The 23331-nt window shown below is 71.0% G+C and carries 21 protein-coding genes; 8 read left to right on the top strand and 13 right to left on the bottom strand.

Annotated elements, in window-relative coordinates:
* Positions 1-28: 28 nt before the first annotated feature.
* The 5 genes from ABZS61_RS26755 to ABZS61_RS26735 all read right to left on the bottom strand — a co-directional run bounded on the left by ABZS61_RS26755 (position 29) and on the right by ABZS61_RS26735 (position 6391).
* The gene (locus ABZS61_RS26755) at positions 29-1345 is read right to left on the bottom strand and encodes an ATP-grasp domain-containing protein (RefSeq protein ID WP_356426343.1); all 1317 of its coding nucleotides are present in this window, start codon (positions 1343-1345) and stop codon (positions 29-31) included.
* 39 nt (positions 1346-1384) lie between these two features.
* Positions 1385-2188, bottom strand: coding sequence for a phosphatase PAP2 family protein (locus ABZS61_RS26750; RefSeq protein WP_356426340.1), 804 nt, complete (start codon positions 2186-2188; stop codon positions 1385-1387).
* Positions 2189-3142, bottom strand: a complete 954-nt coding sequence (locus ABZS61_RS26745; RefSeq protein ID WP_356426337.1) for a YihY/virulence factor BrkB family protein — start codon at positions 3140-3142, stop codon at positions 2189-2191.
* Position 3143: 1 nt separating this feature from the next.
* Positions 3144-4775 carry a diacylglycerol kinase family protein gene (locus ABZS61_RS26740; RefSeq protein ID WP_356426569.1) on the bottom strand — a complete coding sequence of 544 codons (1632 nt, stop codon included), beginning with the start codon at positions 4773-4775 and terminating at the stop codon, positions 3144-3146.
* A gap of 677 nt (positions 4776-5452) precedes the next feature.
* A complete protein-coding gene (locus ABZS61_RS26735) occupies positions 5453-6391 on the bottom strand; it encodes a MerR family transcriptional regulator (RefSeq protein ID WP_356426334.1) in 939 nt (312 codons plus the stop codon).
* A gap of 313 nt (positions 6392-6704) precedes the next feature.
* Here ABZS61_RS26735 and ABZS61_RS26730 point away from each other — a divergent pair, with 313 nt between their 5' ends.
* The 3 genes from ABZS61_RS26730 to ABZS61_RS26720 are packed head-to-tail and all read left to right on the top strand — an operon-like array spanning position 6705 to position 8214.
* Positions 6705-6953 (top strand): hypothetical protein, encoded by a 249-nt coding sequence (locus tag ABZS61_RS26730; protein WP_356426331.1) that lies wholly within the window; start codon positions 6705-6707, stop codon positions 6951-6953.
* Positions 6950-7192 (top strand): hypothetical protein, encoded by a 243-nt coding sequence (locus ABZS61_RS26725; protein ID WP_356426328.1) that lies wholly within the window; start codon positions 6950-6952, stop codon positions 7190-7192. Before ABZS61_RS26730 ends, ABZS61_RS26725 begins: the two co-directional genes overlap by 4 nt.
* Positions 7193-7209: 17 nt before the next feature.
* Positions 7210-8214, top strand: a complete 1005-nt coding sequence (locus ABZS61_RS26720) for an aminoglycoside phosphotransferase family protein (protein WP_356426326.1) — start codon at positions 7210-7212, stop codon at positions 8212-8214.
* A gap of 25 nt (positions 8215-8239) precedes the next feature.
* Here the strand turns inward: ABZS61_RS26720 and ABZS61_RS26715 are convergent, their stop codons facing one another.
* From ABZS61_RS26715 to mshA, 3 genes are all read right to left on the bottom strand, one after another.
* Positions 8240-10000 carry a glycosyl hydrolase family 28-related protein gene (locus ABZS61_RS26715; RefSeq protein ID WP_356426323.1) on the bottom strand — a complete coding sequence of 587 codons (1761 nt, stop codon included), beginning with the start codon at positions 9998-10000 and terminating at the stop codon, positions 8240-8242.
* A 120-nt stretch (positions 10001-10120) separates the two neighbouring features.
* Positions 10121-10630 (bottom strand): YbjN domain-containing protein, encoded by a 510-nt coding sequence (locus ABZS61_RS26710; protein WP_329208709.1) that lies wholly within the window; start codon positions 10628-10630, stop codon positions 10121-10123.
* 37 nt (positions 10631-10667) lie between these two features.
* Entirely contained in the window at positions 10668-12020 is a 1353-nt protein-coding gene (gene mshA / locus ABZS61_RS26705; protein WP_356426319.1) for a D-inositol-3-phosphate glycosyltransferase, read from the bottom strand.
* Between the two features lie 195 nt (positions 12021-12215).
* On the opposite strand from mshA, the gene ABZS61_RS26700 reads away from it, so the two are divergent.
* The 3 genes from ABZS61_RS26700 to ABZS61_RS26690 all read left to right on the top strand — a co-directional run bounded on the left by ABZS61_RS26700 (position 12216) and on the right by ABZS61_RS26690 (position 15883).
* A complete protein-coding gene (locus ABZS61_RS26700; protein WP_356426315.1) occupies positions 12216-13001 on the top strand; it encodes a class I SAM-dependent methyltransferase in 786 nt (261 codons plus the stop codon).
* A 222-nt stretch (positions 13002-13223) separates the two neighbouring features.
* The gene (locus ABZS61_RS26695) at positions 13224-14297 is read left to right on the top strand and encodes an NlpC/P60 family protein (protein WP_356426312.1); all 1074 of its coding nucleotides are present in this window, start codon (positions 13224-13226) and stop codon (positions 14295-14297) included.
* Positions 14298-14542: 245 nt separating this feature from the next.
* Positions 14543-15883: a fused response regulator/phosphatase gene (locus ABZS61_RS26690; RefSeq protein ID WP_356426309.1), complete on the top strand. Its 1341-nt coding sequence runs from the start codon at positions 14543-14545 to the stop codon at positions 15881-15883.
* On the opposite strand, the gene ABZS61_RS26685 is transcribed toward ABZS61_RS26690, so the two are convergent.
* The 3 genes from ABZS61_RS26685 to ABZS61_RS26675 all read right to left on the bottom strand — a co-directional run bounded on the left by ABZS61_RS26685 (position 15865) and on the right by ABZS61_RS26675 (position 17479).
* Positions 15865-16200: a DUF2516 family protein gene (locus ABZS61_RS26685; protein WP_356426306.1), complete on the bottom strand. Its 336-nt coding sequence runs from the start codon at positions 16198-16200 to the stop codon at positions 15865-15867. The two genes, ABZS61_RS26690 and ABZS61_RS26685, sit on opposite strands and share 19 nt — an antisense overlap.
* Positions 16201-16311: 111 nt before the next feature.
* Entirely contained in the window at positions 16312-16941 is a 630-nt protein-coding gene (locus ABZS61_RS26680; RefSeq protein WP_356426303.1) for a hypothetical protein, read from the bottom strand.
* Positions 16942-16969: 28 nt separating this feature from the next.
* On the bottom strand, positions 16970-17479 hold the full coding sequence (locus ABZS61_RS26675) for a helix-turn-helix transcriptional regulator (protein ID WP_356426299.1): 510 nt from the start codon (positions 17477-17479) through the stop codon (positions 16970-16972).
* Positions 17480-17619: 140 nt separating this feature from the next.
* On the opposite strand from ABZS61_RS26675, the gene ABZS61_RS26670 reads away from it, so the two are divergent.
* Together ABZS61_RS26670 and ABZS61_RS26665 are read left to right on the top strand one after the other, a co-directional pair.
* Positions 17620-18354 carry an SMI1/KNR4 family protein gene (locus tag ABZS61_RS26670; protein WP_356426296.1) on the top strand — a complete coding sequence of 245 codons (735 nt, stop codon included), beginning with the start codon at positions 17620-17622 and terminating at the stop codon, positions 18352-18354.
* 142 nt (positions 18355-18496) lie between these two features.
* The gene (locus ABZS61_RS26665; protein WP_356426293.1) at positions 18497-18958 is read left to right on the top strand and encodes an NUDIX domain-containing protein; all 462 of its coding nucleotides are present in this window, start codon (positions 18497-18499) and stop codon (positions 18956-18958) included.
* Between the two features lie 104 nt (positions 18959-19062).
* Here ABZS61_RS26665 and rox read toward each other — a convergent pair whose 3' ends face one another.
* A complete protein-coding gene (gene rox, locus ABZS61_RS26660) occupies positions 19063-20493 on the bottom strand; it encodes a rifampin monooxygenase (protein ID WP_356426290.1) in 1431 nt (476 codons plus the stop codon).
* 382 nt (positions 20494-20875) lie between these two features.
* A complete protein-coding gene (locus ABZS61_RS26655) occupies positions 20876-23263 on the bottom strand; it encodes an excinuclease ABC subunit UvrA (protein WP_356426287.1) in 2388 nt (795 codons plus the stop codon).
* Between the last annotated feature and the right edge of the window lie 68 nt (positions 23264-23331).

Genomic DNA, 23331 nt, shown 5'->3' with positions numbered 1-23331 from the left:
CTCCTTTCGTCGTACTGGGCCTGACGGGTCACCGGGTCTTCGTGCCGCGGCCTCCCGGCTCCGTCTCGTCGAAGGTGAGCCCGAGGGCGGCCACGCACCGGTCGAACTTGCGGCGCAGGTCCTCCTCGTCGTCGCCTCCGGTGAAGATGTGTGCCACCTCGTAGCTGTAGCTGTCCTGCTGGGAGACCGTGGAGAGCTTCTGTCCCTCCTCGGGGACGACGTCGATGCGCACGCCGGGTATCTCACGCTCGATGGCGGCGATCCGCTCCGGGGTGGGCACCTCGTGCACCTTCCCGTCGCCGAACCAGCGGAAGTACCACTTGGCGGCCACGGCGTACGGCCCGAGCCCTCCGGGCAGTGCCGGGTCGCGGCCCAGCGCGAGGCTGATCATGCGGTGGTGGTTGGGCGCGCCGTCGACGTAGTCGAAGAGTTCGGCATGGGACTGCGAGTGCCGGGGGTTGATCTCCAGGAGGCTGATGTCCTGCGTCTTCGGGTCGTAGAAGTACTCGATGCTGAAGGTGGCCGACTCCATGCCGATCTGCCGCATGGTCCGCTCGCTGACCTCGTGCAGCTTGCGGATGATCGGGCCGGGGAGGCTGCTCGGGTACTGGTGGCGCAGGAAGCACGGGGAGGCCGGGTAGTTGATCGAGTCCAGCACTCCGTACACATGCGCCTTGCCGCGGTACACGTACCCCTCGACGGCCACCTGGATTCCGGTCATCGCCTCCTCGGCCAGGCAGACCTGGCCTCCCACGCCCTCCATCTCCGGGGGGAGTTCCAGGAGGTCGAGTACGGATTCGAAGGGCCTGCCGACGCGGCCGATGCCCGCCCGGATCTCGTCGACGGCGGTCCGGAACTCCGTCATGTCCGAGACGCCGAACGCCAGCTCGGACGAGTAGGCGAGCGCCGGCTTGAGCCACATGGGGAAGTTCACGCCCGCGGGCGGCTCGGGGTCGTCGGTGTCCAGGTCCACCCGGCCGAAGCGCGGGTACTCCTCGATGACCTTCCGCTGTTCGAGCCGGCTCCAGTACTTGTGCTCGCACTTGACCACGGATTCGAGGCTGGTCGTACGCACCCCGTACTCCTTGCCGAGCATCGGGACGAGCGTGCTCACCGGGAAGTCCCAGTAACCGACGATGGCGTCGATGCTGCCGTCGTGGGCGTCGAGAACCGCCCGGGCGCGATCCATCAGATCCGGCACGGACACCTCGCCCTCCTGCAGCTCCTCGACGGTCAGCAAGCGGTGGAACCGGTAGGCGTCGGCGTCCGGGACCGCTTCGAGCATCGGCAGGTTCGCATCATCGAGGCCGACGACGAAGATGTGCTTCGGCTGCTCCTTCGACACGGAGGGGTCCTTTCGGTAGGAAGTGTTCCTTCACTCCCCTCAGCGCCTGCCCGGGGCATCGTCCGTCATGCAGGGCGACTCCGGGTCGTCGTCGCCGTCCAGTTCCGGCTCCAGGCCTTCCGCCATCTCGGTCCGGCCGAGGCCCACGTCGGCGCGCCATGCCTCGAAGGACCAGCCGGTCACCGCCACCACGGCGAGCCCGAGCGTCCAGCCGCCGACCACATCGCTGAACCAGTGCACGCCCAGGGCGATGCGGGTGAAGCCGACACCCAGCACGGAGACGACCGCGACGGCCCAGCACAGGGGACGGAGGCTCGGGCGCACCAGGGGCAGGAGAACGAGCAGCAGGATCGCGAACGAGGTCGTGGCCGCCATCGCGTGGCCGGAGGGGAAGGAGAAGCCGGGGGCGTGCGCCACCGGGTCCGGCAGGTCCGGCCTCGCCCGCTCGACGACACTCTTGACGAGCAGCCCCGTCAGCCCTCCCGCCACCGCGGTGAAGGCCGACCACGCGGCCAGACGCCAGGCGCGCCGGTACACCAGCCACACGGTCAGCACCGCGACCGCCGCGCGCAGGGTCACCGGGTCCCACACCACGTCGGAGAAGAAGCGCAGGGTTCCGGTCCACGCCGGATGGTCGAGGGCGGTCCGGTTCAGCCACCGGGCCGCGCCCGCGTCGAGGCGTCGCAGTGGACCCCAGCCGCTCTCCACGAGGACGAACAGGAGGCCGAAGAGGACAGCCGCGGCCGCGGCGACGGCCGCGGAGCCGAACAGCCGCATCCCGAATCTGCGGTCGGCGTCCTTACGGCTCCGTCGGCGGGCCGGGGCAGCGGGTCGGGCAGTCATTCAGGCTCCTGGGTCGGGTTGTACGGGACCGGGCCGCTTCGCCCGCACCGCCTCCAGCTGGGCGGCGAAGGAAAGGCCGAGGAAGAGCGCGATGGAGGTGAGGTAGGCCCAGAGCAGCAGGGACATGAAGGCGGTGAGCGGGCCGTACACGGTGTCGAACGAACCGCTGACCTCGAGATAGAGGCTGAGCAGCCAGGTCAGCGAGGTCCAGAGCACCAGGTACACGGCGGCGCCGAAGGCCAGCCAGGTGTAGCCCGGCTGCCGGCGCCTCGGCGAACGGCGGAAGATCGCGCTCGCCGAGAGGACCACGAGGAGCACCCCGGCGGGCCAGCGCAGCAGGTCCCATGCGGACCGGGCACCGGCCCCGAGGTCGTACACCTCGACCACGGCCGCCACCAGGTCGCCTCCGGCGACCATGGCGACGAAGCCGATGCCGAGCGGGATTCCGGCGGTCAGCGACATCACCAGTCCGCGCAGGTACTTCAGGTGGAAGACCCGGTCGCGCTCGACCCCGTATATGCGGTTGGCCCCGCGTTCTATCTGGCACATCGCCGTCGTCGTGTTGGTCAGGGAGAAGACCAGTCCGAACCACAGGGCGAGCTGGGCCCCGTCGTCGGCCCTCTGCCGGCTGCGGTCCAGTGCGTCCTCGACCACGGCGGCGCTGGGCCCCGCCGTGATCCGGTGGATCGTCAGTTCCGCCACCCTGCCCAGGTTTTCGGTGTGCAGGGCCGTCGACAGCCCGACGAAGGCGATGACCAGCGGCACCACGGCCAGCACGGTCTGCAGGGCGAGCGCCCGGGAGTGGCTGAAGCCGTCGGCGTACCGGAAGCGGACGAAGGAGTCGCGCAGCAGCGGCCATCGGCCGTAGCGCCGCAGGGTGGCCAGTGCCTCGTCGCCGGAGAGTTCGCTGCCGACCATGTCGCGGGTCTGCGGGACCCGGGTTGCGGTGCCCATCTCACTCTCCCCGCTCAGGCATGAGCACGGTCAGCGCGCCGGGCCTGACCTGGGCGGTGAGGCGCCGGCCCGGGGCCACGGGGTCGCCGTCCAGCTCGCGTGGCTGCGATGCCTCGAAGCGGATGTCCGCGTGGCGGAAGGTGAAGTACTCCACGGGACGCGACCGGCCGGCGTGGCCGGTTCCCCCCTCCGGCCTGCGGCGCACCAGCGAGGCGACGGCGCTCAGCCAGCCCATCGGTCCGCGCGGGTCGAGGATCATGAGGTCGAGCAGGCCGTCGTCGGGCCGGGCCGCCGGGACCAGCGCGGCACCGCCCTGAACCTTGCCGGTGTTGGCGACGAGCACCATCCGGGCGGTGCGGCGCAGGGGTCGCGCTCCGTCGAGGCCGACCGTGAGGCGCATCCGGGGCGCGCGCAGTTCCCGCAGGCCCGCCACCACATAGGCGGGCCAGCCGAGCACGGCCTTGGCACGGTCGCTGGTGCTCTCCAGCATCGCGGCGTCGAGCCCTGCCCCGGACATGACCGTGAAGTGCGCGGGCGCCATGCCGTCGCCCTCGATCCGCCCGAGGTCGATGCGGTGCGGAGCACCGCGCAGCGCGACGGCCAGCGCCTCCTCCGGTTTCACCGGGAGTCCCAGGTTGCGGGCGAGGAGGTTGCCCGTGCCGCAGGGCACCACCGCGAGCGGTATGCCCGTACCGGCCAGCGCCTCCGCCGCTGCCCGGACGGTCCCGTCGCCGCCGCAGACCACGACGAGTGCCGCCCCGTCCCGTACCGCGCGCGCCGTCTGTCCCTCCCCCGGGTCCTCGGCGGTGGTCGGTACGAAGTCCGCTTCGCTGTGACCGTGGTCCTCGAGAACCCGTCGCAGGCCTGCACAGGCCGCCTCGTCGGTGACGGTGGGGTTGAAGACCACCGCGGTGCGGCCGGGAGCCCGCCCGGCCGGCGCCCTGGGGGCCGGTGCCTTACGGGCCGCCGCGTCGGCAGGCGCGGGGGCGGGTACGTGCGGTCCGGTCAGCAGGGCGCGACCGACGATCAGCAGGGACAGTCCGCCGTTGAGCAGACCTCCCGCGATGTCCGTCGGATGGTGCATCCCCCGGTAGGCCCTGGCGATCCCCACCAGCAGCGGCACGAGGAACAGGAGCACCGCCACGGGTTTGCGCCACGGCCCCTTCGTCCGGTGCAGGACCAGGACCGCGATGCCGGCGTACAGGGCTGTCGCCGCGCCGGTGTGTCCGGAGGTGTAGCTGGAGGTGGGTGGTGAGGCGTCGAGCCGTTCGACGTCCGGGCGGGTGCGGTCCACCGCTTCGGTGATGACCAGGAAGACCAGGGACTGGAGCGAGACGGCGACAGACAGGAAGACCGCGTCACGCCACCTGGGGAGCCGCGGGACCACGAGGAGTACGAGGCAGGTCAGGAGGGTGCCTGCGATGACCGTGACGGTGTTGCCCGCTTCGGAGACGACGAGGGACACGGTGTCGAGCGTGCCGGTACGGGCGTGCTCCAGCGTGTCGTTGACCTCGTCCTCGGACGTCAGTGGCCATAGGCGGGCCGCGGGTCCGGTGATCAGGAGCCCGAGCCCCACCATCAGGGCCGCCTGGCAGACCGCCGTCGAAGCGATGATTCCTGCGGCCCGGCCCATGCCACCGGCGGTCTCCGGGGCACGGAGCGAGCGCTCCGCGTCCGCCGGGGATGGCTGCGAAGGCCGGGACACCCGGGAGGGCCAGGAAGGCCGGGACGCCCGGGAGGTCCGCGAGGGGACGTGCTCGTCGGCAGGGGGTGTCGTGGCGGAGACGTGCCCCCCGGGGAGGGCGGCGCGTCTTTCCGGTGTGTCGGTCGGCATGGAGTTCCCGTCGTCTCGGTGGCCCGCGGGCTGTGGGCGGAACCGGGGCTCACCCGGCGTTTCGCCGTGTTCCCCCTCCTCGCCCCTCCAGACCTGCCACCTGGGCCGTGTCCTTCCCCGGCACGGACCGGCGGCTGTCCCGGTCGCGGCGGCCGGCCCCCGGTCATGCGCTGCAGGAAGCCGACGGGGTGTGACCGTGATGCGTCCGACCAGGGATTCTGTTCCACAGCAGTCGAATCGCGTGTACCCGCGAGGCCGTGCGGCCGCCCGGAAGACCCGGGATGGCACGCACGGCAGAATCCGTTCCCGTGGAGTGGTTCGAGACGCTCCGGTCCGTCGCCCTCCTCAGGCCCCGGAGCCGCACCTGCTGTGTCCGCACCTGCCGTGCCCCGCCGGAATCGCCTTCCCTCGCAGAGCCCGCTGACTGGCGCATTGCGGGATCCGCGTCCGGCCCGTGGTGCCTTGCGACCGCGCCGCTATCGCTGTGTCCGGACGCGCAGCGCCTGGACGGACCAGTCCAGCACCGGAGCCAGACTCTCCGGGGCCGGCCAGCCGTTGACCACGGCAAGCAGTTGGAGGTACCGCTCCCTGCGGGGGTCGTTCACGCTCTCCAGCCGAGCCGCCAGCCGGCGGCGCAGATCGAGGTCGTCGGGGCGGGCGAGGAGGTGCGCGTAGTGCGCCGTGAACGCCGCGACGACCGGATCTGCCTGGGGCGAGGCCGGGTCGATGCCGGCGGACAGGGCCGGGCCTGCCCGGTCACGGACGGCGGCGGCGATGTCCGGGCGCGGGCCCGCTGTCTCGCCCCTGGCCTGCTCAGCTGCCTGGTACTCGGTCGTCCGTCGCAACGCGGCGCGAAATTCCGGGTCCAGGGACATTTCAGCCAACTCCACCCACGCCTGGACCTGCTCCGGCTCCGGGTCGTCGGGCAGCTCGGGGGTCATCGAGCGCATGACCCCGGCGAATACGGGGGCGGTGTCAGGACCGCCGAAGACGGCGTCGAGGAAATCGCCGGTCAGACGACGGCGTTCCTCCTCGGAGAGCTGGGCCAGTCGGTGCATGAGTTCCGTCTCCTCAGGTGTGGACCCGCGCTCGGCCACCGCCGTCAGCACCGCGCACCGCAGGCGCAGGACGCGGATCTGCACGGCCAGTGCTTCGGCGTGCGCCGCGGCGACCTCGGGAAGCGGGAGCTCGCGGTCCACGACCTTGCGGATCGTGGGCAGGTCCAGCCCCAGCTCGCGCAGGGTCCGCACGAGGTCCAGGCGTGCGACGGCGTCGGTGTCGTAGAGGCGGTAGCCGGCCGGGCTGCGGTCCGTCGGCGCCACGATCCCGCGATCGGAGTAGAACCGGATGGTCTTGACCGTGAGTCCGGTCCGCCGAGCGAGCTCGCCGATCGAGTGGAGCGTGTCGCCGTCCATGCCCCCATGTTCGTGTCTCCCCCTACTGGAGACTCAAGTCCCGGTGGGGCGGCCGATGACCGTCGTGCCCGATCCGGAGAGCGGCCCTGGGCGACGAGCGGCGGGAAATCGAACATCACGCTGAGCGGCTGAGGTTCCCGCTCCGGTGAAAGGTTCCGGGTTCCGTGCCGCGGGTCGACCGCATGCAGGGGGCTCGGCTCCGGCCCTGGCCGCACAGGCTAACGTGACGCCCGTGCCCGCCTGTTCCAGGTGCTCAGGCAGCGCGGAGCGGGTAGGCAGTGCACAGAGAGCAAGGAGATCGGGGAGAGCGATCATGAGCGAGTCTCTGAAGACCTTCGTCGGCGGTGCCGAGGTCGAGGTGCCCAACAGCATCCCCGCCATCCGCGCCGCGCTGCCCGAGGACAGACGCGAGGAGTTCGACCTCGCGATCAACGAGGCCGGCGTCCACGAGATCCAGGCCGTCATGCGGCACTGGATGCTGGAGTCCGTCCCCGATCCCGAGGCCGAGCGGATCCTGGTACGGCTGGCGCAGGACGAGGCCGAGAGGCGGAGCGTCGCTTGATTTTCCGCATCTCCTACGCGCCGCCGGCCGACGACACCCTGGCCAAGATGCGGGACGGCGACTCGTTCCGGGACGAGATGGCACGCACTCTGGCCAAGGATCCGTACGGGCACGGGTCGTCCGCCGTCAAACGGGAACACGACCGGCGCGAGGCGACGGTGTACGGGGCGATCGTCCTCTACTACGTCTCAGGATCCGTGCTGACGGTCACCGTGGTCAGACTCGTACCACTGCCGTGAACCGAGGGGATCCGTCGATGCCTACCGATGCAACTGCCGCAGTACTCGCTGCCGTCGGGGTCCCTGAGGGCGCCGTCGCCTCCAGCGAGCCGCTCACCGGCGGCACGTACAACACCGTCACCCGCGTCACGCTCCGGGACGGCAGCGACTGGGTGGTGAAGATCCCGCCCCTCCACGCCACCGGGATGAGCTACGAACAGCGCCTGCTGGTCAACGAGGTCGCCTTCTACGAGGCCGCCGCGGCAGTGGGCGGCGGCAGGATCCCGCAGGTCGTGCACAGCGAACTCGACTCCGGGGCACCGGCGGGCGCGTACGTCGTCATGACCACATGTCCGGGGCGGCCCTGGAACGACATGGCCGACGACCTGCTGGACGGTGAGGAGCAGCGGCTGCGCACGGAGCTCGGGCGGATCGTCGGCCGTCTCCACACCGTGCGGGGACCGGCCGGATTCGGGTATCCCGCCGAATCGCTGGGACCGCTCGCCCCCACCTGGCGCGAGGCGTTCACCGAGATGACCGGTGCGGTGCTCGCCGACGCGGAGACGTACGGGGCCAGGCTGCCGCGCCCGGTGGCGGAGATCCGGTCGGTGCTGGACGCCGCCGCGTGGGTGCTGGACGAGGTGACCGTTCCGGCTCTGGTCCACTTCGATCTGTGGCAGGGCAATGTGCTGGTGACCGGGGAGCCGGGTACCCGCTCCGTCGGCGGGATCATCGACGGCGAGCGGATGTTCTGGGGCGATCCGGTGGCCGATTTCGTCTCGACGGCCCTGTTCGGCGATCTGGAGGAGGACAAGCACTTCCTCGCCGGGTACGCGTCCGTGACGGGCGGCCCGGTCGCGTTCACCGCGTCGGTGCGGCTCCGGATCGCCCTCTACCGCAGCTACCTCTACCTGATCATGCTCACCGAGACGGTCCCCCGGGAGGCACCGGCGGACGCGCTGGAGTGGACGTGGAGGGAAGTGGCGCCGCGGCTCGTGGCGGCGCTGGAGTCGGTGGAGTCGGCGCCGCGCTCGCGGGAGTGAGCGCGGCGCCGGTGCGGCGGGGGCCTCAGCGGGTCAGGGCGCGCTGGGCCTCGTACAGGTTGTGCGGGCGGACGGCCTCGGGCGTCCCGTACGCCTCCAGGCGGGTGTGCAGGTCGCCGGTGAAGTCGGGGACGTCGATCTGGTCGAACTCCGTCACGTCGCTGATGCCGACCGTCGCGCTGTACGGGGCGAGGCCGTCGATCCGCATGAGGCCCGCGCGGCCGTTGGTGACCCGGATGTTCCAGTGGGTGAACCGGGCGCCGAAGAGGGGGCCCGCGCTCGCGTCGCCGCCGTGGCGCCCGTTGTTGTCGACCGTGATGTCCGTACGGACGTTGGCGAACGGCATGCCCCGGTGGGAGTCGAACGTACCCATGTCCATCCGCCCGTTCGACCAGACGTTGTAGCTGGACAGGCCCTCGACGTTGATGCCGTGGAGCTGGGTCCCGGCGGGCGCCGGAACCGTGCGTTCCTCGATGGTGAAGTCCTCGATCAGGTTGTCGTGCGAGCCCTCGCGGCAGTAGTACGGATGGTGCGCGCCCCGGCCCGTGACCTTCGTACGGCGCAGGGTGCAGGCGGACGCGCCGATCAGCCCGAAGCCGTTGTCGACGTGGCGAACGGTGATGTCGTCCGCCCAGCAGTCGTAGGCGCACTGGAAGGCGACACCGTTGTACCCCTTGTCGAGCAGGTGCGGCGACTGCGGGGTCTCGACCGCTTCGAGGGTGAGTCCCTCGACACCGGAGTGGCTGAGCGGGGTGGCGAGGGTGGTGAGACGGGAGTCCCACTCGGGGCGCACGTCGAGCGGGAGGGGCCGCTCCAGGGTGACGTTGCGCCCGTGCACGGCGGTGATGCGCACCGGCCATTCGTAGGGGACGTACGAGGTCAGCTTCGTCTTGTCGTCCCAGACGTACGACGCGGCGCCCTCGCTGTCGCCCGCCATGTGCCGCAGCAGCGTGTGGCCGGCGTCGTCGGCGAGGCGGAGGAGGACCAGCCGGCCCGGCTCCAGGCGCCGTGCGGAGGAGACGGTGACCGTCCGGTCGCCGCGGCGGGCGGGGGCGACGGTGGCCAGGGTCTGCCACTCGTCGCGCTTGTTGCCGGTCCAGCCCTCGAAGGGCCAGGCCTTCGCCCTGATCGCGTCGGTGAGCGAGGTCCAGCGGTCTTCCGGGCAGAGCCAGATGAGGCCGCCTGCCCAGGACCAGCTGGACTTGTCGCCGCCGTAGCGGCTGCCGTAGGTGCCGATGAGCTCGGTGAGGTTCCTGGTCGCGTACAGCTTCGTCGCACCGCTGCCCGCGCCGCGCACCACCACGTTGCTGTGGCCGATGCGGATGATGTCGTCGATGCGGTACGTCCCTGCCGGGATGAGCACCGTGCCACCGCCACGCTCTCCGGCAGCGGCGATGGCACGGTTGATCGCGGGGGCGGCGTCGGCCGAGCCGTCCGGCCTGGCCCCGTACTTCAGGACGTCCGCGACGAAGGGACGGGCGGCCCGGCGCGGGAGGGCGGAGCCCGAGCGGTAGCCGGCGCGGCCGATGTACGGGATCTGGGGGTGGGTGAACGGGGCGGCGGTGAACTCCCGCCACAGGGGCGACGATCCCGGGGTCCGGGCCACGGAACCTGCCGCGCCTGCCGTCCCTCCCGCCCCTTCCGCACCGGCGCCGCTCGCCGCGCGGGCCGTGCCGGCCCTGTTCTCGGCCCGTGCCGAGCCCGCGCCGCCGAGCGCCCCGGTGGCGGCCGCCGCGGTGACGGCGACGGCGCTGCCGAGCAGCCGGCGTCTGCTGAGGTTCCCCATGAACCCGAACCGCCTTTCAGGTATATGAACGACGTTCATGTCTGCGTCGGCGGCGAGCATGCCACGGGGCGACAGCACAGCGGAAGATGGCTGCGCTGCCGAATTAACGGGAGTCGAAGGTCAGTTGGCCGGGCGTTGGGTCAGGTGGGTGAACGCGTCCAGATTCCGGGTGGATTCGCCCCGCTCGACCCGCCAGGCGTACTCCTTGCGGATCGCGCTCGCGAAGCCCAGTTCGAGGAGGGAGTTGAAGGCGCCGTCCGCAGCCTCCAGAACGGTGCCCAGCAACCTGTCGAGCTCCTCGGGGGTGACCACCGAGAGCGGGAACTTGCCGACGAGGTAGACGTCGCCGAGCGGGTCGATCGCGTAACTCACCCCGAACAGGCGCAGATTGCGCTCCAGGAGCCAGCGATGCACGGCCGCGTCGTTCTCGTCCGGGTGCCGGACGACGAACGCGTTGAGGGAGAGGGAGTGCTTGCCGACGCGCAGGGAACAGGTCGTCGACAGCTTCCGGGTACCGGGCAGCTTCACGACGAAGGTGCCGGGCTCGGGGCTCTCCCACTCGAGCTCCGCGTCGTTCAGCGTCGCCTCGATGACCTGCGCCACTGCTGCTTCGTCGGATACGTCAGCCATGGTGCGAGCGTACGACAGAGGTACCGGGAGCGAGACCTCAGCCGTGGTGCGCGCGTGCCCTGCGGCGGTGTTCGTACATCGCTGCCGTGTACACGTCGGCGGTGGCCGAGGCCGCCGTGTCCCAGCCGAAGGACTGGGCGTGTGCGGCGGCCGCCGCACCCATCCGGCCGACCAGCTCCGGGCTCTCGGCGAACCGGCCCAGCGCCTGCGCGTACGCGTCCGGATCGTGGCCCGGGATCAGGAAGCCGCTCACCTCGTCCCGTACCGCCACCGGAAGACCGCCGACCGCAGCCGCGATCACGGGCGTACCGGAGGCCTGGGCCTCTATGGCGACGAGCCCGAACGACTCGCTGTACGAGGGCATGACCAGCACGGACGCCGCCCGGAACCAGTCGGCGAGCTGGTCCTGCCCGACCGGCGGGTGGAAGCGCACGACATCCGCGATCCCGAGGCGCGCCGCCAGCTTCTGCAGGCCCTCCGGCTTGGCCAGCCCGCTGCCGCTGGGGCCGCCGACGACCGGCACGACGATCCGGGAGCGCAGCGAAGGATCGCGGTCCAGGAGCACGGCGACGGCGCGCAGCAGCACGTCGGGGGCCTTCAGCGGCTGGATGCGGCCGGCGAAGAGAGGAACCAGGGCGTCCTGCGGCAGTCCGAGGCGGGCCCGCGCGGCGGCGCGGCCGTCGGCGGGACGGAAGCGGTCCAGGTTGACCCCGGGGTGGACGACGGCGACGGCGGCCGGGTCGGCCTCGTAGAAGCGGACGAGCTCGTCCGCTTCCTCCGCGGTGTTCGCGATGAGCCGGTCGGAGGCGTTCACGATCTGCGTCTCGCCGATGACCCGCGCGGCGGGCTCGGGGGTGTCGCCCTCGGCGAGCGCCGCGTTCTTGACCTTCGCCATGGTGTGCATGGCGTGGACGAGGGGAACGCCCCAGCGCTGGGCGGCGAGCCAGCCGACCTGGCCGGAGAGCCAGTAGTGCGAGTGGACGAGGTCGTAGTGGCCGGGGCGCTGACCGGCCCATGCCTGCATCACGCCGTGGGTGAAGGCGCAGAGCTGAGCGGGCAGCTCCTCCTTGGCCAGGCCCTCGTACGGCCCCGCGTCGACGTGCCGGACCAGGACGCCCGGTGCCAGTTCGACCGACGGGGGCAGGGCGCCCGTGGTGGCCCGGGTGAAGATCTCGACCTCGATGTTGATCGCGGCCAGGCGCTTGGCCAGCTCCACGATGTACACGTTCATGCCGCCCGCGTCGCCGGTGCCCGGCTGGTGCAGCGGGGAGGTGTGCACGGAGAGCATCGCGACACGCCGGGGCTTGCGGTGGCCGCCGGAGAAACCGCCGGGAAAGCGGATGCGGGGTGCCACACGGCTGTTGCCGAGCCGGGAGACGTACTGGCTCACGTGGGTCCGCTCCTCCTCGCTCGGGGCATCACGCGTCGGGGGCACACGGCCCCTCTCAAGGGCCAGAACAGCGGAACAAGGCCTTTCATTTCCGCTTTGCCAAATGATTGCCATCCGACCGGCGCGGCCCGCGTCCGCCGGCCCGCCCACGGCTCCCCGCCTGCCCCGTCCGCGGCTTCGCATACGCTCGCTGTCATGCCCCAGCGCCCCATCGGCACCGCGACCCGCGGGACCACCAACCCCAACCGGCTGCGCCGCATGGACCGCTGGATCGCCGCCACCCACGGCCCCGCCCTGCGCCGCAGCGACTCCCCCGTCGCGGTCGACCTCGGCTACGGCGCGGCCCCGTGGACGGCCGTCGAGCTGCTGGAACGGCTGCGCTCCGCCGAACCCCGCACCACGGTCGCCGGCATCGAGATCGACCCGGAACGGGTGGCCGCGGCGAAACCGTACGAGCGCGAGGGCCTCACCTTCGTCCACGGCGGCTTCGAGGTCCCCCTGCCCGGCCGGCCCGCCCTCATCCGGGCCGCGAACGTACTGCGCCAGTACGACGAGGCCGAGGTCACCGCGGTCTGGCAGCGACTGTGCGCACGGCTCGCCCCGGACGGACTGCTCGTCGAGGGCACCTGCGACGAGATCGGACGCCGGCACGTCTGGGTGGCCCTCGGCCCCGAAGGGCCCCGCACGGTCACCTTCGCGACGCGCCTGGGCTCCCTGGACCGCCCCTCGGACCTCGCCGAGCGCCTCCCCAAGGCCCTGATCCACCGCAATGTGCCCGGCGAACCGGTCCACGCCTTCCTGCGGGACCTCGACCGGGCGTGGGCGGCCGCCGCCCCGTACGCCTCGCTGGGCGCGCGGCAGCGCTGGATCACGGCGGTGCGGGCGGTCTCCGCCGACTGGCCGCTGGCGGACGGGGTGCGGCGGTGGCGGCAGGGTGAAATCACGGTGCGGTGGTCCGCCCTGCGGCCCAACGCGCGCTGAACGAACCCGGAAAAGTGCCCGATCCGGCCCTTGCGGGAACCCGGACGGGGCACCGTTCGTGTGAGTATCGGCGGGTGTCCGCCCCGGTTGGGGACTGCCTCTGTTGCTTTACGGGACGACATGGCACGATCGCGACGTCGCCAGAACGTTACTGACGGTAAGTCAGATGTCCGCCATCCGACGTTCCGTACCTTTACTGCTGTCCGTCCGGAGGGGTAGCCCGTGAACCGACGCCACTGTGCCGCTGCCGCGCTCACACTGGTCTGCGCGCTCGCTGTACTGGCCGCGCCGGTCCAGGCCATGGCCGCACCCGTGCCCGAGCCCTCCCCCACCGCCCCGGTGACGGTCCCGGCGACAGGAAAGAAGACCCTCGAACAGGTACGCGACGAGATCGACACCCTGTACCGCAAGGCCGGAGCGGCCACGGACGCGTACAACCTCGCCGAGGAACAGGCGAAGAAGCAGTCCAGCGAGATCGTGCAGCTCGCCAAGGCGATCGCCGACGGCCAGGCACGGATCGCGGACCTGAAGAGCCAGGCAGGCGCCCAGGCCCGCGAGCAATACCGCAACGGCGGACTGCCGCCGGGCGCACAGCTCGTGCTCAGCAACGATCCGCGGCTCTTCCTCGACGGCGTGAACCAGGTCAGGCAGGGCCAGCAGGCCGCCAAGAGCGTCCTCGCCCAACTCAAGCGGACGCAGGAGGACTTGGAGACGTACACGCAGGACGCGAGTATCAACTGGACGAAGCTCGAGTCCAACCGCGTCAAGCAGGCCAAGGCCAAGAAGAGCATAGACGCGCAGATCGCCGCGGCGAAGAAGCTCGAATCACAGCTGGAGAAGAAGGAGCAGGCCCGGCTCCTCGAGCTGGAGCAGCAGGCCGCGTCCACGGCGCAGGCCGCCTGGCTGTCCTCCGGCGCGCTGAAAGACATCAACCGCGAGGCGAGCGCGAGCGGCAGGCAGGCCATCGCCTTCGCGACCGCCCAGATCGGCAAGCCGTACGTGTGGGGCGCCGAGGGACCGGGGTCGTACGACTGCTCGGGTCTGACCTCGCAGGCCTGGGCGGCGGCGAAGCGGCCGATCCCGCGGACGTCCCAGGAGCAGTGGCGCCTGCTGCCGCGCATCGCCATCCGTGACATGCGCCCCGGCGACCTGATCATCTACCACAGCGACGCCAGCCACGTCGGGATGTACGTCGGCGACGGCGCGATCGTCCACGCCCCGAGGCCCGGCCGCGACGTCACGCTGACCGGCGCCGGCTCCATGGCCATACTCGGCGTGGTCCGCCCCGACAAGTAGCCGACCGGGCGCAGGCCGCCCACCCCCCGTGGCGCGTGATGTTTGTCATGGCTCCCCTGTCCGTTTCGCACACGCTCATCACGCCGGATCCGTGACGGGAAGCGGCTTATGGCCGCGCATATGACAGCGGCCGATCTTCGAGCGCCATTCCGTTCCCCTGCCGCGGCCCGCTATCGTCCCGGTCTGGCGGGTCGTCGATCGTCGTCCCGCCGCGCCCTCGGGGGGAGGGAAGGAAACCCGAACCGATGCCCGTACCCGTACCGCAGCAACGTGCTGTTCCCGCTGCGGAGACCACCCATGGCGCCGACCTCACCCTCCTGGTGATCGAGGACGACCCTGCGGGCACCTTCACCGTCCCCGAGCTGCCGTCCGCCGCCGGGACCCGGGTCCGTGTCCGTACCGCCCGCAACCTCACCGAGGCGGGGCGGCTCCTCACGGACGACGTCGACTGCATCCTGCTCGACCTCGACCTGGCCCTGCCCACCGGAGCACGCACCGACGCCCCCAAGGACGGCTCCGCGCACCCGGACGAGCTCGCCACCCTCAAACACATCCTGCGCATCGCGCCGCGCCACGCGGTCCTCGCCCTCACGGCGGAGAACGACGCGGAGCGGGCCGCCGAGGCCGTACGGGTCGGCGCCCAGGACTACCTCTTCCGCGGCGAACTCGACGGGCGCCTCCTCAGCCGTGCCATCCGGTACGCGGTGGAGCGCAAGCGCGCGGACATCGCCCAGCACCAGCTGACCGAATCCCGGCTGCACGCCCAGGAGAACGCCCGGCTGGAGCGCGGGCTGCTGCCCACTCCCCTCCTCCAGGGATCGGACCTGGGCTTCGCCGCCCTCTACCGGCCGGGGCGCAGCCGCGCCCTGCTCGGCGGGGACTTCTACGACACGGTCCGCACGCCGGACGGCACGGTCCACGCGATGATCGGCGACGTCTGCGGGCACGGCCCGGACGAGGCGGCGCTCGGCGTCGAGCTGCGCATCGCCTGGCGGGCGCTGACCCTGGCGGGGCTCTGCGGCGACGAACTGCTCTCCACGCTGCAGCAGGTCCTGGAGCACGAACGGCAGAGCGAGGAGATCTTCGCGACGGTCTGCACCGTCGACATCGCACCCGACGGCCGGCGCGCGGGTCTCTGCCTCGCGGGGCACCCCGCACCGCTGATCGCACGCCAGGGACGGGCGGCGCACCTGCTCCCCTACGAGGACGGCGGCCCGGCACTCGGCCTGCTGCCGCACGCCCGCTGGCCACGACGGCAGGTGCAGCTGGGCGGCTCCTGGAGCCTGATGATGTACACCGACGGGCTGATCGAGGGGCGCGTCGGACCCGAGGGAACCCAGCGGCTCGGCCAGGACGGCATGGTCGCGATGGTCAACGGCCAGCTCGACCGGGGACTCGGCGGCGAGACGCTGCTGGAAGCAGCGGTCACCCAGGTGCAGGAGCTGAACGGCGGCGAGCTCACCGACGACGTGGCGGTCCTGCTGCTCGACCGCGACGAGGCCCGGATACGCGGACGGGGCCGGAGCGCTGCGCGCTCCCGCCCCGGCTCGGCCGTACCCGCGAGCGCTCAGCGCCCGCCGTTGTAGGGGCCGTACGGTCCGTCGCTGCTGGAACCGCCGCGGCCGCCTCCGCCGCCCGTCACCGCCTTGATCGCCGGCCGTACGTCCACCATGAAGACGATGGACGCGATCACGCCCGCGATCTGCAGGAAGAGGATCGGGATGATCAGGTTCACGAAGACGGTGATCCCGAGGATGATCAGCCAGAAGGACTTCTTCTGCTTGTCCGCCGCCCGGTAGGCGTCCTCGCGCGCGGTCGCCGCGAAGATCAGCGCGACCACGGCCAGGACGAGCATGCCCAGGTAGAGCATCTGAAGGAACGAGCCGAATGCTTCGAGCAGCATGGTGAGCACCGCCTAGTCAGTGGATGAGCGCCTCGCGGCCAAGGTACCGGGACAACGACCCGGCCACCCACAAAGGTGCCCGGACCGTTCCCGGCCGTCCCGGAACCCCCGCTACTTCGCGGACGGCGGAGTGGTCTTCTTCGCCGCGGGCTTGCGCACCGGCGCAGGCTTCTTGACGGGCGCGGCCTTGGCCTCGGCGGGCTTCGGCGCGGCCTTCTTCGGGGCCGGAGGCGCCGGCTTCGTCTGGGGGGCTGCCGCCTCGGACTTCTGCTTCGGCACCGACTTCGGCTCCGCCTCGACGACGGCGGCGATCTCGACGATCTCGTCGGCCGCCTCGCCGCGCCACGTCCGCACGGTCTTCTCGCCGCGCTCGGCGACCTTCTCGTACGTCTCACGGGCACGCACCGCGTACTCGGCGGCCACGCCCACGCTCCGCAGCGCCAGGTCCTGGGCACTCTCGCCCAGCTTCTTCAGGTCGGTGTCCAGCGCCCCGATGACCTCGGTCACCTTCGCCTGAACGGTGGCCTGGGCCTCCTTGGCCTGCGTGGCCACCTTCTCCTGGACGGCCTTGGGGTCGGTGTTGCGCACGGCCTCGATCCGCTCGGGCGCCTCGGCCCGCAGCTGCTCGATCAGCGCCGGAACCTTGCGCGCCTGCTCGACGGCGAGGTCGGCCGTACCCGCGGCGAAGTAGAAGGGGGTGCGGTCGGTGAGGGTCTTGCGCAGGTCATCGGTGATGGCCATGACTGTGGTCCTCCCGGATCATCAGAAGTCAGTTCAGAGGTGTGTCTGCGTCACTGCCGCCGGCCGTGCGGGGGCCGCGGGCATCCGTACCGGCGCCGTTCTTGTCACCGGCACCGCTTTCCGCGTCGGCATCGATTCTGCTCCCCGCATCCGCGCCACCGTGTACCTCGGCGCCGGTGTCGGGCACGACGTCGAAACCGTTCTCCTTGCGGAAGGAGTCGTAGATCTGCAGCAGTACGTTCTTCTGCCGCTCGTTGATCGACGGATCGGCCAATATGACCGCTCGCGTCTCCAGCTCCTCCCGCTCCCGTTCGTCGAGGATCCCGGCCCGCACGTAGAGCGTCTCGGCGGAGATCCGCAGGGCCTTGGCGACCTGCTGCAGAACCTCGGCACTCGGCTTGCGCAGGCCGCGTTCGATCTGGCTGAGATACGGATTGGACACTCCGGCGGCGTCGGCGAGCTGCCGCAGGGAGAGCTGCGCGGTACGCCGCTGCTCACGCAGGTACTCGCCGAGATTGCCGACGTTGAGTGATGCCATGACTCGATAGTGCAACACCCTTGCTAACTATTGCAAGCGCCTGCTTGCAAAAGTGTTCGGGACCACGCGGGTCGGCGGCGATCCCGGCGAACGCCCTGGCGGAGTCCCCACGACGCTGACCGGCCTGTACGGTCCACGGCATGGTTGACGAGTTCGACGTGTCGCGGGCTCTGCGCGGCGGGACACCCGTCAGGGCGCACGCCTGGGCCTTCGTCCGTGACTTCGCCGCAGCCTGGGCGGAACCGCTCACCGACGGCGCGGGTACGCGGGCGGAGGAGCTGGAGCGGGCCGAGGGGACGCTGGGGCTCGCGCTGCCGACCGCGCTGCGCGAGGCGTACGCGCTTCTCGGTACGCGTCACGACCTCACCGGCAACCAGGACCCGCTGCTGCAGCCTTCCGAACTGTTCGTGGACGACGAGTTCGGCGGAGTGCTCGTCTTCCGCAACGAGAACCAGGGGTGTGCTCTCTGGGGGGTGCGGCTGCGGGACCTCGACCGAGACGATCCGCCGGTGTTCGTCCAGTCCCGCGATGGCTGGATCCCCTTCCTGGAGCGCGTCTCCTTGGCCTGCGTCGAGCTCGTACTCAGCGAAACACTGCTGGGCGGCCGAGGGCGGCTCTACAACGCGTGCGAGCTTCCCGCCGGCCTGATTCGGGAGCTGCCGACCCGGTTCGCGCGGGTGGAGTTCCCCGAGTACCCGATGTGGACGGGAAAGGAGGAGTCACCCGTGTGCTGGTTCTCCGCACCGGGGAAGCTCTTGCGGCTCGACGGACTGGGTGATCGCAGCTGGCTGCACGTCCGGGGTCGTACGTTCGCCGACCTGGAGTCACTCTGTGCCGCCCTCCCAGGCCACTGGGTACATGGGTCGGGAATGTAAGAACGGCTGACAACTCACAGCGTCCCGCTCCGACCGACGGGCTCCTGGTCGGAGGCGCCGCTCTCCGCCACTCCTACAGGGCACGGACACCTCACCCCGCCACTCAGGCATGGAGACGGTGTCCGGGTGGGGAGGTACGGGTATGAGCTTCCGACTTGCGGCGTACGCCGTGTGCATCGAGGACGGGCGGGTGCTGCTCGCCCACCACTTCTCAGGGAACTGGTCCCTTCCCGGCGGCATGGTCGAGCACGGGGAGGACCCGTTCGACGCGGTCATCCGGGAGGTCGCCGAGGAGACCGGCTGCGACGCCGTGGTCGAACGCCTGCTGGGCGTGGACTCAAGAGTGATCCCCGCCGCCGAACGCACCGCCCCCGGCGAACGGGACCACCAGAACGTCGGCATCTTCTACCAGGTCCGCATCACCGGCGGCCGACTCCGGCCCGAGCCGAACGGCGAGACCACCGAGTCGGTCTGGACGCCGCTTCCCGACGTCGCCGGCCTGTACCGGTCATCGCTGGTCGACATCGGCCTCGCCCTGGCACAGACCCTGCCGCCGACGGGCCACGTCGCTCCCGTCCCGGCAGGCGGGCTGATCCGGAACTGAGTCCACCAGCAGCTGACCGGGGCGGGGAGGCCGTCACGCGCCCCGCCCCGACCGCCCCCTGCCGCGCCCCGCCCCGACGCCCCCTGCCGCGCCTCGGCCGACGCTCAGCCGGCGGCGGCGCCGAACCACTTCGGCAGCCGGCCGAGCAGGTCCCGCTGGTCGTCACCGACCCACGCCACGTGGCCGTCCGGCCGCAGCAGCACAGCGGGCACGTCGAGTTCCCCGCCGACGTCGACGACGTGGTCGACCCGGTCCGCCCAGCCCGTCACCGAGAGCCGGCCGGTCCGGTCGAGCAGCAGCCCGCGGCCGCCGCGCATCAGCTCGTAGAGGCGCCCCTGCTTCAGCTCCACGTCCCGCATCCGCCGGCCGAGCAGTTCGTGGCCCTCCCCGAAGTCGTAGCTGACGTCGACCGCGGTGATCATCCCCGTCACGTACCGGTTCACCTCCTCGAAGTCCATCAGCTTCGAGAACAGCTCCCGCAGCGCGGTCGCCCCCGCATCGGCCCCGAGGAGCGTGATCTGTGCCCGGGTGTTGTCCAGCACGCGGGCGCCCACCGGATGTCGTTCGACGTGATAGCTGTCCAACAGCCCCTCCGGGGCCCATCCGTTGACCGCCGCGGCCAGCTTCCAGCCGAGGTTGAACGCGTCCTGCACACCGAGGTTGAGCCCCTGTCCGCCGGTCGGCGGATGGATGTGCGCCGCGTCGCCGGCCAGGAACGCCCGGCCGACCCGGTAGCGCTCCGCCTGCCGGGTGGCGTCGCCGAACCGGGACAGCCAGCGCGGCGAGTGGACACCGAAGTCCGTGCCCGCGTACGCCCTCAGCTGCTTCTTGAAGTCGTCGAGGCTCGGCTCGGCCGCCCGGCCCTCGGCCACCCCGTCGGCGGGCACGACCACACGGCACACCCCGTTCTCGTCGGGTGGGGCGATACCGAACCGCAGTTGGGTCCTGTGGACCTCCGCGACGGCAGCGGCGATCGTCTCCTGATCGTCGGTCACCTCCATCTCGCCGAGCAGCGTCTCGACCTTGGCGGGCTCGCCGGGGAAGCCGACGCCGAGCAGCTTCCGCACCGCACTGCGGCCGCCGTCACACCCGACGAGGTAGCGCGAACGCAGCCGCGTACCGTCCGCCAGCTCGACGCCCACCCCGTCCTCGTCCTGACTCAGCCCGACCACTTCGCAGCCGCGGCGGAGGTCCGTGCCGACGTCGAGGGCGTGCTCGTTGAGCAGCCGCTCGGTGACCGGCTGCGGGGTGGCGACACCGTACGGGTGCGCCGTGTCCAGCCCGTCCGGCCACGGCTTCGTGATGCCTCCGAAAAGACCGCCGACCTGGAACTTCTCGCTGACCGCGAGGAACCGGTCCAGCAGGCCTCGCTGGTCCATCACCTCGACACTGCGCGCGTGCAGGCCCTGCCCCCGGGACTGCTCGGTCTGCGCGGTCAACTTCTCCAGCACGACCACGTGCACGCCGTGCAGCCGCAACTCGGCGGCCAGCATCAGGCCGGCGGGTCCGCCGCCGACCACGATCACGTCAATCATTCAGAACGCCCATTCCATTCGACCGGAGGAGAGGCACTTCGCGCATACCTGGTGTCCGCAGGTCCTGGCCTCGGCCGGTCATTCTGCGGCAGGCCCCGGGCCTTGCCGCAAGCCCCCCGGTGCGCTATATGTTGAGAGTGGAGAGGAGTGATCAGCCTCCTGCCACGGGGTGAGAACTCCCCCGAACCCGACCCGGAGCCCAGGTTTGCTTGGCGTGCCCGGGCATCGAACTGCCTGACACCCGTGCCCAGTTGATGGAATCGCCACCCCCGGTCGGTCACGCCCGTGGGTCGGTCACGCCGCACGCACAGGAGGTGGAACCGGCCGTGCCGGCTCCACCTCCTTGTCTCCGCCTGTGCTGCGGGCGTCCGCGCGTGTCCGGTCAGGCGCCGACGTACTCCGCGAGGTGCTCCCCGGTGAGGGTGGAGCCGTCGGCGACGAGGTCGGCCGGTGTGCCCTCGAAGACGATCTTGCCGCCGTCGTGGCCGGCGCCCGGACCGAGGTCGATGATCCAGTCGGCGTGCGCCATGACCGCCTGGTGGTGCTCGATCACGATCACCGACTTGCCGGATTCGACCAGCCGGTCCAGCAGACCGAGCAACTGCTCGACGTCGGCGAGGTGCAGGCCCGTGGTCGGCTCGTCGAGGACGTAGACGCCGCCCTTGTCACCCATGTGGGTGGCCAGCTTGAGCCGCTGCCGCTCGCCGCCGGACAGCGTGGTGAGCGGCTGGCCCAGCGTGAGGTAGCCGAGGCCTACGTCGGCGAGCCGCTCCAGGATCCTGTGGGCGGCCGGAGTCTGCGCCTCACCGGCACCGAAGAACTTCTCGGCCTCGGTCACCGACATCGCGAGCACCTCGCTGATGTCGCGGCCGCCGAGGTGGTAGTCGAGCACCGAGGCGTCGAACCGCTTTCCCTCGCAGTCCTCGCAGGTGGTGGCCACGCCGGCCATCATCGCCAGGTCGGTGTAGATGACGCCGGCGCCGTTGCACGTGGGGCAGGCGCCCTCGGAGTTGGCGCTGAACAGCGCCGGCTTCACGCCGTTCTCCTTGGCGAACGCCTTGCGGATCGGCTCGAGCAGTCCGGTGTACGTTGCCGGGTTGCTGCGCCTGGAACCCTTGATCGGGGCCTGGTCGACCGCCACCACGCCCTCGTCGGCCGGGATCGAGCCGTGTACGAGCGAGCTCTTGCCGGAGCCGGCGACACCGGTGATGACGGTGAGCACGCCGAGCGGGATGTCGACGTTCACGTTCCGCAGGTTGTTCGCCTTCGCGCCACGGACCTTCAGGGCACCGGTGGCCTTGCGCACCGTCTCCTTCACGGAGGCCCGGTCGTCGAGATGGCGGCCGGTGACGGTGCCGCTGGACCGCAGCCCTTCGAGGCTGCCCTCGTAACAGACGGTGCCGCCCGCCGTACCGGCGCCGGGACCGAGGTCGACGACGTGGTCGGCGATCGCGATGGCCTCCGGCTTGTGCTCGACAACGAGCACCGTGTTGCCCTTGTCGCGCAGCTGCAGGAGCAGGCCGTTCATCCGCTGGATGTCGTGCGGGTGCAGCCCGATCGTCGGCTCGTCGAAGACGTACGTGATGTCCGTGAGCGAGGAGCCGAGGTGACGGATCATCTTCACGCGCTGCGCCTCGCCGCCGGACAGCGTGCCCGCCGGCCGGTCGAGCGAGAGGTAGCCGAGGCCGATCTCCACGAACGAGTCGAGGGTCTGCCGCAGCGCGAGGAGCAGCGGCGCCACCGACGGCTCCTCGATGCCGCGCACCCAGTCGCCAAGGTCCCTGATCTCCATGGAGCAGGCGTCGGCGATGCTCTTCCGCTTGATCTTCGAGGAGCGGGCGCCCTCGTTGAGTCGGGTGCCGTCGCACTCGGGGCAGCTGCTGAAGGTGACCGCGCGCTCCACGAACGCCCTGATGTGCGGCTGCATCGCCTCCTTGTCCTTGGACAGGAACGACTTCTGGATCTTGGGGATCAGCCCCTCGTAGGTGAGGTTGATGCCGTTGACCTTGACCTTGACCGGCTCACGGTAGAGGAAGTCCTGCATCTCCTTCTTGGTGAACTCGGCGATCGGCTTGTGCGGGTCGAGGAAGCCCGACTGGGCGTAGACCCCCACGGTCCACTGGCTGTCCGACTTCCAGCCGGGGATGGTGAACGCGCCCTCCGCGAGCGACTTGGAGTCGTCGTACAGCTGGGTGAGGTCGATGTCGGAGACCTTGCCCCGGCCCTCGCAGCGTGCGCACATGCCGCCGGTGATGCTGAAGCTGCGCCGCTCCTTCACGGTCTGCCCGGCGCGCTGCACCGTGACCGCGCCCGCACCGCTGATCGAGGCGACGTTGAAGGAGAACGCCTTGGCCGAGCCGATGTACGGCTTCCCGAGGCGGCTGAAGAGGATGCGCAGCATCGCGTTCGCGTCGGTGGCGGTGCCCACCGTGGAGCGCGGGTCGGACCCCATCCGCTGCTGGTCGACGCTGATCGCGGTCGTCAGTCCGTCGAGTACGTCGACGTCGGGCCGCGCGAGGGTCGGCATGAAGCCCTGCACGAAGGTGCTGTACGTCTCGTTGATGAGCCGCTGCGACTCCGCGGCGATCGTGCCGAACACCAGGGAGCTCTTGCCCGATCCGGAGACACCGGTGAACACCGTCAACCGACGCTTCGGGATCTCGATGCTGACGTCCTGGAGGTTGTTCACGCGCGCGCCGTGCACGCGGATCAGGTCGTGGCTGTCGGCATCGTGCAGCGCGGGCGACTGCGTGTCCTTCTTCGTGGCCATGCTTATCGTCTCTCCATCTGTGAGGCGGGGCCGCCGGGCGGTCCGGCCGGTGTCACCCGGTCGGATCC

Origin of the sequence: Streptomyces sp. NPDC005566 (genome assembly GCF_040605575.1) — a bacterium.
In the GTDB taxonomy this organism is placed as follows: Bacteria; Actinomycetota; Actinomycetes; order Streptomycetales; family Streptomycetaceae; genus Streptomyces.
This window is presented reverse-complemented; position numbering and strand designations above follow the sequence as displayed.